Annotated in this window: 8 protein-coding genes and 1 pseudogene; 3 read left to right on the forward strand and 6 right to left on the reverse strand. The window is 32.7% G+C overall.

Annotated elements, in window-relative coordinates; genetic code table 11:
* Nucleotides 1–551: 551 nt before the first annotated feature.
* From BA768_RS16570 to BA768_RS16580, 3 genes are all read right to left on the reverse strand, one after another.
* Nucleotides 552–1115, reverse strand: coding sequence for a hypothetical protein (locus BA768_RS16570; RefSeq protein ID WP_065721668.1), 564 nt, complete (start codon nt 1113–1115; stop codon nt 552–554).
* A gap of 200 nt (nt 1116–1315) precedes the next feature.
* Nucleotides 1316–2176, reverse strand: a complete 861-nt coding sequence (locus tag BA768_RS16575; RefSeq protein ID WP_228388463.1) for a mechanosensitive ion channel family protein — start codon at nt 2174–2176, stop codon at nt 1316–1318.
* Nucleotides 2177–2342: 166 nt separating this feature from the next.
* A complete protein-coding gene (locus BA768_RS16580) occupies nt 2343–3638 on the reverse strand; it encodes a mechanosensitive ion channel family protein (protein WP_065721669.1) in 1296 nt (431 codons plus the stop codon).
* A gap of 640 nt (nt 3639–4278) precedes the next feature.
* Between BA768_RS16580 and BA768_RS16585 the strand changes: the two genes are divergently transcribed.
* The 3 genes from BA768_RS16585 (at nt 4279) to BA768_RS16595 (ending at nt 8024) form a co-directional block, all read left to right on the forward strand.
* Nucleotides 4279–6792: an ATP-binding protein gene (locus tag BA768_RS16585; protein ID WP_065721670.1), complete on the forward strand. Its 2514-nt coding sequence runs from the start codon at nt 4279–4281 to the stop codon at nt 6790–6792.
* A gap of 133 nt (nt 6793–6925) precedes the next feature.
* Nucleotides 6926–7375 (forward strand): ACT domain-containing protein, encoded by a 450-nt coding sequence (locus BA768_RS16590; protein ID WP_228388464.1) that lies wholly within the window; start codon nt 6926–6928, stop codon nt 7373–7375.
* A gap of 106 nt (nt 7376–7481) precedes the next feature.
* A complete protein-coding gene (locus BA768_RS16595) occupies nt 7482–8024 on the forward strand; it encodes a hypothetical protein (RefSeq protein WP_123947136.1) in 543 nt (180 codons plus the stop codon).
* A 54-nt stretch (nt 8025–8078) separates the two neighbouring features.
* Here the strand turns inward: BA768_RS16595 and BA768_RS21800 are convergent.
* The 3 genes and pseudogenes from BA768_RS21800 to BA768_RS16610 all read right to left on the reverse strand — a co-directional run bounded on the left by BA768_RS21800 (nt 8079) and on the right by BA768_RS16610 (nt 10280).
* Nucleotides 8079–8573 (reverse strand): annotated as a pseudogene (locus tag BA768_RS21800) (DinB family protein).
* An 84-nt stretch (nt 8574–8657) separates the two neighbouring features.
* The gene (locus BA768_RS16605; protein ID WP_065721672.1) at nt 8658–9467 is read right to left on the reverse strand and encodes a helix-turn-helix domain-containing protein; all 810 of its coding nucleotides are present in this window, start codon (nt 9465–9467) and stop codon (nt 8658–8660) included.
* A gap of 117 nt (nt 9468–9584) precedes the next feature.
* A complete protein-coding gene (locus BA768_RS16610) occupies nt 9585–10280 on the reverse strand; it encodes a flavin monoamine oxidase family protein (protein ID WP_065721673.1) in 696 nt (231 codons plus the stop codon).
* Nucleotides 10281–10425 lie beyond the last annotated feature (145 nt).

Genomic DNA, 10425 nt, shown 5'->3' on the forward strand with positions numbered 1-10425 from the left:
CAAATAAAATCGGATTCAATCCGAAAAAGAAGACAGTTGTATTTTCAACAGAAATTAATAAATTTATAACCCTAAATACTCCTTAAGGATTTATTCCAAAATGTCCAAGTTAGTTTGAAGACGTACAATCTCAAAAAGGATCCAAAGGAATTGAGCAACCAAATTGATAATCCTAAGTACCAAAAAATTATAGGTGAATTAAAAAAGCAATTAGTCGAGATCCAAAAAAATTACAAAGTAACAAGTAAAGAATTTGAGAAGGCCAGCACTGAGTCAATTAAGAAAAATTACAAAAACTTTGAAAAACTAAGAGGCAACCCGAATATTCATTATGGACATTAATGAACTTAGCTTACTCCGTTAATGTTATATTATTTCATCAAAAGAGTATAAGAGGATTTTTAAGCTCTCAGCAATTTTTATATATTTCATCTGATTTCATTTTAACAAAACTATATTTTTTTAGCAAAAAGCTTTTATCTTCGACTCATTTTATGATGATGAACAAAAGTTTTTACTTTACACCAGCAATTTTATTTCAGACTGAACGATTATAATTTTTTAAATTCCTGAATCTCTAATTTTGCAGTATCAACCTTTAAAAGATATTTTATACTTTTTCGGAGCAAATATTTGTGACTTACCTGCTCCAGCATCACAGTGATGATATTTTTGTCGACTTTATAAATAAAATGGTTCTTATAATCATGGTTAGTGAAACCCTTTACATTACTTCTTAAGTATTGGTAAACAGCATCTCTTACCTGATAGCCATCCAAATGATATGCAGAAAACTCTGGTAATAAGAGTCTTTTTGGAATAATATATAAAGTGTCTACTTTAATATTTTTATTGGCAGTTAAATTCTTTCCACAGTAAATCAAATCATCTTTTTCGTAAAAAATTTCAAATTTTCTCCCTGAAACTTTGTAATCTTTTTCAACTTTCATCTTTTTATGAAAGAATTTCTCCACTGAAATTTCTTTTTTATGTTGATACGATATTGTTGAATGATGATTATTATTCTTAATCTCAACATTTTGTGCTTTGAAATTGATATTAGGATACAAAATCACAGATAACAAAAGAATGTAAAAATTTATTTTGGTGATCATCGTTTTTTTATTTTCAACAGGTCAGTTTATTTGCTTTTATGTACCAAAGCGGTCACTTATTTATCTTAAATCATGTAGTCTGGGGATACTCAGATTTTCAGCTTTTGGAATTACAACTTTTATCAGAAAACGAATTTTATAATTGTCAGTACTTAATATTATTGCCCATGCGCACATACAAAAATAATATTTAAGATTTACTAAAATTTTTCCGGCCAAACCACGTCCAAAGTCCTTATTGGAAATGGAATGCTGATATTATTTTTGTCAAATGATTTTTTTATAGCTATAATAGCCAAATGACCTACTTTTAGATATTGAAGCTGTTCCGAAGAATTGCACCAGATACGAATAGTGAAGTTGATAGAACTTTCTCCAAATTCTTTATAAAATAAGGTAACTTCGTCATCAGATGAAATTCCTTCGATATCTTTTACTGCGTTGATAGCTAACTGCGCCGCTTTCTCTAAATCATCAGAGTAAGACACGCCTACTTCTAAATCAAATCTTCGTTTTCCGAGTATTGAATAGTTTTCGATTGGATTTTGAAACACATCTTTGTTGGGTATAATGACCATTTTTCCCTGAAAAGTACGAATAACAGTATCACGCAAATTGATTTCTTCCACTTTACCCATGTAGTCTTTAATTGATACAATATCACCGACTTTTAAGGGACGTCGGAAAGAAATAAAGATTCCAGATATAAAATTGGCGGCAATATCTTGGAAAGCAAATGCCAAAGCCAGACCTACAATACCAGCACCTGCAAGAATCGAAGTTACGGCCTTGTCTAATTTTAAAATACTTAAAGATGTAAAAATGATTATTCCAAGAGACAGAAGATAAATAAAAGTGGAAAATAATCTGGTAATCGTAATGTTCTGCGTAAATCTTAAAATTAGTTTTTCAGCGACTTTTCGCAACCATCTTGAAATAAATAATCCAATAAGAAAAATTATAATAGCTAAAACTAAATTGGGCAAGATTTTTATCAGTGTCCGGAACCACAATTCTAATTTTTCGTTTATTAAATGAACAGCTTTATCAAGATCAATCATAATAGTATGTAATCAATGGTGGTATATTATATTGTAATCTAATGTACAAAAAAATTATTCACCAGACGTGTCTTTGGAAACATTTCGCATTTGTACTTTTTAAGATTCTAAATTTATATGGTTCCGACAAAAAAATTGCTGAATCGTGGATTTTTAACAACATCTCTTATTCGTCAGCGCTGACCTTTGAAGCGATCAGCCTTCTCATATCATCGGAAGAAGGTTCTTCAAACACTTGCAGGTCAAAATAATGAATTGCAGCAAAAAGATGGTCGAAAATATCAGATAGGGTATCTTCATAAAAAGCCCAGTTGGTTCCATTGGTAAACATATATAATTCAAGAGGAAGCCCCTTTGAAGTAGGTGGCAGTTGTCTCACCATTAAGGTCATTTCCTGATTAATATCCGGATTTTTTTCAGAAAAAAAAGTAATGTATTTTCTGAAAAGACCGATGTTTGTCATTCTTCTTCCGTTCACTTTAACATCAGTGTTAAAATTATTCTTTGAATTATATTCTCTGATTTGGTTTTCGCGTTCTTCGATAAAAGATTTTAGTAAAGAAATTTTTTTGAGTTCAAAAAGATCAACATCTTCTAGATACCGAATGGTGGAAATCTTTACATTGATAGCTCTCTTCAGACGTCTCCCACCTGTTTCCTGCATTCCCCGATAATTTTTGAAAGAATCACTGAGTAAAGTGTAGGTAGGAATTGTTACGATGGTTTTATCAAAGTTTTGAACTCTGACATTATTTAAATTGATTTCAAGAATATCGCCGTCTACGCCGTATTTTGACATTTCTATCCAGTCTCCGACTCTTACCGAATCGTTTGCCGAGACCTGTATGCTTGCGACGAATCCCAGAATGGTATCTTTGAATACCAACATCAGGACTGCTGACGCTGTACCTAATGACACCAGGAAAGACCATGGTGAGCTGCCTGTAAATATTGAAACAGTAAGGGTGATTAATATAAAAATTAAAAAAATCTGAACTACCTGAAGGTAACTGTCGACAGGTTTGTTTGCAAGAGCTTTAGAAGTCCGTAGTACATCCCGTCCCGTTTTAAAGAGGCTGTTGAACAGTTTGTAAAGAAAAAATAAAATCAGAACACTTAAAATTTTATTAAGCAGCGTATTAAAAGATGGGAAACCACTAAAAATTACCGGAATAAGCTGTTGCGATACTGCTGTGAGAATTACTCTCGTCAGATTGGTTAAGATTTTATTATCTGCCAGATAATTTCCCCACTGATTGTTTGCTTTTCTGACAAACTTCAACAGCATTGAGCTGAAAAAGAATCGAAGTAGGTAATCAACCACAAAAAGGAGAAATAGTAATGAAATGAGTAGAATTGACACTGTGCTAACTTGTGCTGCCTGGTCGCTGAGTCCCATCGACTGTGAGAGTTGAAGTGTCCAGTTGTAAATGGAGCTGGTCTGTTCGTTAATGCTAAGCATAGATGATTTTTAGAATTAACAGGACAATTTACAAAAAATCAAGATTCTGAATTTTAATCAATTTTATTGATATTCTAAAACAACAAAACTTTCTTTAGTAACAGTTGTAATAATCATTTAGTACATTGAGAAATTATTCTTAATAAGCTTTGAGTGAAGATAATTTTTTAATTGGCTACATAATATTTTTTTTAAAATTATTAGTCTTTTAAAATAGATATTTATCGTTTACGATGATCAGTCTTTGTCAGTTTATTTAAAGTTGAAATTCTTTTTTTATCTTTACTTGTACATGCCAAACTGCCCATTATAAATGACATACCGGATTCATAGCATTTTAGCATATATGATTCGGCCAGTGTAATGTAAATAATTTTGTTAGATTGTAAACTTCAGAAATAAACCTGAACCAAATAAAGTATTGTCAATGAGAAACTTTAAATTTTGGTCTGTGCTAATACTATTTAGATATTTCTTGCATAGTTTAATGCGCTGCAAAAAGCTATGTAAATATTGCTGCTTCTCAAATATGTTATACAGATTAAATAAAGATTTTCTTGCTGATCGAATGTGTAATTATGATGCTTAATATTATATCTTTGCTTACAGTTTTCTAAGTTTACAATATCAATACATTTCGATGGCAAATAGCAATTCTTTAGATGAGCAGTTGAGACTCCAGTCGCTTTACTCTTACAATATTATGGATTCTGGAGAAGAAAAGGATTTTGATGATCTTACAGAGTTAGCAGCATACATCTGTGATACACCAATTGCTTTAATTAGTTTTGTGGATACAAACCGTCAGTGGTTTAAATCTCATTTTGGTATCGATACAATCCAAACGGATCGCTGTCATTCTTTCTGTTCAGATGCGATTGAAAATCCTGAAGCCCTAATGGAGGTTGAAGATGCTCTAGAGGATGTACGCTTCCAAAATAATGCTCTGGTTACCGGAAGCCCTGATATCCGTTTCTATGCAGGTATGCCATTGGTGGATGAGCAAGGTTATGCGCTAGGTTCTATTTGTGTAATTGATAATAAACCCAGAAAATTAAACGATGTACAAAAAAAGGCACTTCGGACATTAGCGCGTCAGGTTGTTGACAAGTTATCTCTTAGAAAGAGACTTACGCAGCTGGAACGATCTCAAAAGGATAACCGCATCCTCAAAGAAAATAACAAGAAAAGTGAAAGTAATTTTAAAAATGTTATAGAACAGTCTCCTGTTGCTATTATTCTCTTTCGTGGTCCGGACTTAATTATTGATACGGCAAATGCTCCAATGCTGGAGCTTTTAGATAAAGGTTCAGATATTATCGGTTTGCCATTGCTAAGCGCTATACCAGAACTCGAAGGACAGCCTGCATACAATCTTTTATTTGATATTTATCACTCAGGAAAACCTGTCTATGGAAATGAGACACAAGTTATTCTCAAGCGTAATGGCGAAACCAAAACTGCTTACTTCAACTTTACTTATACCCCTTTGTACGAAGATGGCCAGATCGTAGGAATTATTGATATGGCTGTAGAAATCACTGATCAGGTCAATGCAAAATTAGCCTTACAACAAAATGAATATGAGTTAAAAAAAAGAAACAAGGATCTGATATCTTTCAATGAAGAGCTTGTACAACTGAACGAAAAACTGCTTGAAACTGAGGATAAATTAAAGAAGAGTAATATTGAGTTATTCCAAAGCAGAGAGAGGCTTCAGACAATTCTTGATATAGTAGGTGAGGGTATTGGAATTACCGATGAAAAAGGAAATATCGTCTATACAAATAAACATAACAGGGAGATTTTTAAGTTAGATGAACTAAGCATGCTGACTCTAAATAATTCTTCACCTCAATGGAATAACAGAAAACTCGACGGTACACCTCTTTCTGATGATGAGCATCCCATAACAGTGGCTATAAGGACAGGTAATCCTGTAGAGAATTATGTCTTTCTGGTTGATAACCAAATGGGGGATTCAATATATCTGAGAATGAATACTACTCCAATGAAAGCTCAGGATGGGAAAATTATCGGAGCTATCGGAAGTTTTGCTGATATAACGGAGAGCTATCTGCTTCATCAGGAGGTTATGGATAAAGAAGAATACCTGAGCATGGCTATTTCATCGGCTAATTTAGGAACCTGGCGTATTAATGCAAAGACAAAAGAATTTACAGCATCTGCCCGTCTAAAAGAAATATACGGCTTTGATGCGGATGTAGAAATGCCATACGATGCTATAGTAAGCCATATTGAAGATAGTCATCGGGATAAAATTTTTGAGGCTATTGATATAGCGATACATAGTGGCGAAGTATATGAAATGGAATATCCGATTATAAGATTACATGATAAAAAGATTCGTTGGGTACATGCTACCGGTAAGTTATATCAGAATTCCATCAACAATGGAATTCCTCATTTTTCAGGAACAATTGCCGATATAACAGAAAGAAAGATGGATGAACAGCGCAGAAGCGATTTTATAGGAATGGTTAGTCATGAGCTTCGTAACCCGCTGAGTGCTATTAGCGCTTATGCCTATCTTCTCGGGAAAAGGGCCGATAAAAATAATGATCAGACATTAAATGATACAGCTTCTAAATTAACAAGACAGATAAAGCGTATGGATGCAATGATCAATGGATTTCTTGAAACAGCAAGGTTAGGAGAAGGCAAAATTCAACTCGATAAGACCAAGTTCGACATGGCTGATCTTGTGCGTCTGGCTGAGGAAGAATCTCTTGCGACAATTACCTCACATCAGGTTATCTTTGCGCCTGTAGAGTTTACGCCTGTTCATGCCGATAAGGACAAAATTGAACAAGTTATTTTAAATTTCATCAACAATGCTGTTAAATATTCTCAAAGTGAAACGGTCATTAATATTGCATGTGTAACTGAAAATAATTTAGCTCACATCTATGTTACCGATCAAGGCATGGGGATTCCTCAAAAAGACCAACCTTATATCTTTGACCGTTTTTATAGAGTTGAGAGTGAACAAATGCAACATAAAAAAGGATTTGGGATAGGTCTTTATATTTGTAAAGAAATCATCGAAAGACATAATGGAAAAATAGGTGTAAAGAGTAATGAGGGACATGGCAGCACGTTTTGGTTTACATTACCTATCACAGCATCGTGAACTGAAAAATCCTATTACCGATGTTAAACTTTTTATTAATCAACGCACCACTTTACTCCAAGCAATAATCAAGTTTCTTTCACTATTAAATTTTTGCGACAGAATGTTTTAATTTTATATCATTTTTTAACAAATGAAAAAGGAGAAACTAAAGATTCTAAATAATTTTGTGCAAAATAATATGTTTATGTCAGGAGAAACCAATTTGAAAACGATTTTACAAACGCTCAGTCCAATATTGAATGATGGAGAATTTGTGTACTGTACAGTTCCTGATTTCGATCTTGTGCCGGTGCAACAGATTATATTTATGTTTAGGGAAAATGAAGAGGTAACAATTGTTCTAAGAAAGGAAGATGCCCTACAATTAAATTTAACATTTTCTTACATTGCTGCTTGGATTACTCTTGAAGTTAATTCTTCTCTTTCTGCTGTTGGTTTGACAGCTGCATTTTCACAGGCGCTCAGTAAAGAAGGCATAAGTTGTAATGTTGTTGCTGCATTTCATCATGATCATATTTTTGTGGATGTAACAGATCGTGAGAAGGCTATGATTGCATTACAAAACCTACACCTTCAATAAGCTTTAATCTAATGAAGTAAGTTTAATCTGTATTAATAAATCTTTATATATTGAAATAAGCTATTGAGTTGACATATATTTCTTTATTTTTACACAAAATATTGCTTTGAAGATTACTGATTTTTCTGCGAGGAAAGCTAGTATAATAATAGCTTTGCTTTCTTTTTGTGTCGGAACAGGGTTAATGATTGTCTATTATTTTGATATGTCTACTATCACTGTTTTGTATAGTTTCTATATCGTTTTTGCTATTGTTGTTCTGAACATAATCCTTTTACTATTTCTTTTTTTTAAAGGTATTCAAGGTAGTATTACTAAAGATTCTTTAAAACGGTCTGCTATCATTTTATCTGCAAACATCCCTGTTGCCATACTGTATTTTTTCTTTGTGACTTTTCTACTGGGTATCTTAAGGGTAACGGTAGTGAATCAGTCAGGAAGTGATATTTCTAATGTGAGGATTATAGGATGTGAAGATAAAAAGATTGATATTTTGGAGAATAAAGATTTTAAAACCGTTTGTCTGAAAATACCTAATGACTGTTCCGTAGATGTAACTTTTACGAAAGGAGGAAAAGATCATACTCAAAATGTAGTAGGATATGCCACTGTTATGATGGGCCAAAAAGTGATTTACGAAATTAAATAAGATTTAAAATGAGACAGATTACTTGTTAAAATAATCTGTCTTAATTCTTATACATTATTTTATCTTTACGAGATAGGTTGCCAGATCTGTATTGGAAAGATTGACAAAACCTGCCTGTCTCAACATTGTAACTAACTGACCTCGATGGTAAGTTGCGTGATTGTTATGGTGCAGAACAGTTTGTACAAATTCCATTTTCCATTCCTGCTCACTAAATTTGATTGAGACCATTTGCGAATATTTTTGTTCGTCATAGTTCTCAATAGTTTTATTATAATCGACCATTACTGTTTTCCAGATTTGAATTAATTCAGTTTTTGATCCTTTAAATTCGGTGGATAGAAAGACAGGAGTAGAGACATTGTTCCAGAAATCAATCTAAATCTTTTTTGCTCCAACAATGTGAAGTACGGTTTTAAATATAGAATTGAAACTACTTTCAATCTCCTTTTCCCATTTTTCGTCGTCAATTTGTTCCAGCCAATTTATGATAGAACTGTCAGCCCAATTGCTATACTCTGCAATTTCTTTTAGATATTTTTTTGTCATTTTGTACTACTTTATTATACAGCGCAAAATTATACTCAAAATCGACTATTGTGTTATAGCTAATCGGTCAAAAAATGTTGCAAATCACTCAATTTTTTGTTGTTGGAAATGTTTGGGACTTATACCATAGAACTGTTTGAAAGATTTTGAGAAACTGGAGTGATTCTCATAACCAATTTTGTAATATATTTCACTTGGATTTTTATCTTTAAGCAGCAATGATTTTGCTATTTCCATTTTTTTCTTCAAAAAATATTTACTCGGAATCTCGTTATAGAGTTTTATAAATTTCCGTTTAAAAGTTGAAACGCTTGTGTTACATAAAAAAGCTAATTCTTCCAGTGTTAAATTGCTAGATATGTTCATTTCAACTGCTTTTTTGATTTCAAAGTCGAAGTATTCTTCAATGCTATTATTATGAAAAGAACAAATTTCAAGAGGATATTTTTCGAGAAGATGGAGCATTAATTCTTCGAATTTCAAAGACATTATTTTATTACTAAACATTATTGGCTTAGATTCTATGAGTTTCAGCGAATCAATAAAATTGTTAATAAATTTGTCTTTTTTTAAAACTAAAAATGGCTGCCTTGGTTTGTTTTCGCTGGATATATTTTTGTCAATGATGGAAGAATATTTCATGAAAAAATTACCTAAATCCTCATTGTCGAAAAGTAGCATGGTACTTTGATAGCTGTTACTAACAGGTATTTTTTCTGTCATCAAACAATTACCAGCAGAAAGTATTGCAAATTGATCGTTTGAAATTGTCGTATTATTACCAGCGTAATACACTACCTTTTCACCTTGTTCCAATAGTGAAACAATATTTTGCGAAAGAAATACTTTTCTTCTAGGCTCCTGTCTATCTGAACTGTAATTATATATGTTCATTTACACAAATTGAATTAGTTTTTACTCAAAAGGCTGTTATTATTTCCAGTCTCCTTAGGATCTGACTTAGAAATTTAGGTCTTTTAAACACTATGTTGTAATTTAAGAAATAATTATTTATATATCAAATAAAGATCTTGAATTGCCGTACTCGTTTTTAATCAATTTTTCTACGATGCTTTTTGCAGAAATCACGGCTCCCTCCATATATCCCGGGAATTCAGGGGATGTTTCAGTATTAGAAAAGAAAAGTTTGTCATTTAGATATCCGAACTGAAGAAGAGGGTGTCCATTATTTTGGTGCGGTCTGGAGATTATCTGTTTACCACCCAAAATATATTCATCAGTCCATACTTTATCAAAGTAGCTGACAGGTTGTACTGCTTTTTCACCCAAAAGTTCAGCCAGTTGTTTTAAGACAAATTCTTTTCTTACTTCTTGAGAATATGAGGCTGATCCACCATTTAGAAACCCTGTAACACCAAACTTGTTCTCTTCAAGATTGGTATGGTCATACATTTCCACGATAATTCCGGCATGACTATAAATCATTCCCGAAAATCCTTCCTGGCGCCAAAATGGTTCAGAATATTCTATCGCAAATTTGATGGCTCCTGACATCCATGTCTGAACAGTAGGTAATAGGGTCTGTATCTCGTGAGGCAGTTGAGGAGTGAAAGAAATTGACGTGCGTGCAAGTTGTGGAGGTATAGAAATGATGACGTGATCGGCAATAAATTGATCTTTATTTTCTGTTCTAACAATAAGTTGATCTCCTGATTCCTCAATTTCAGTTACCTTAGATTTTAACACTATCTGATCGCTACTAAGTGTACGTCTTCAAACTAACTTGGACATTTTGGAATAAATCCTTAAGGAGTATTTAGGGTTATAAATTTATTAATTTCTGTTGAAAATACAACTGTCTTCTTTTTCGGATTGAATCCGATTTTATTTG

Source organism: Chryseobacterium sp. CBo1, assembly GCF_001693475.1.
Lineage (GTDB): Bacteria > Bacteroidota > Bacteroidia > Flavobacteriales > Weeksellaceae > Chryseobacterium > Chryseobacterium formosense.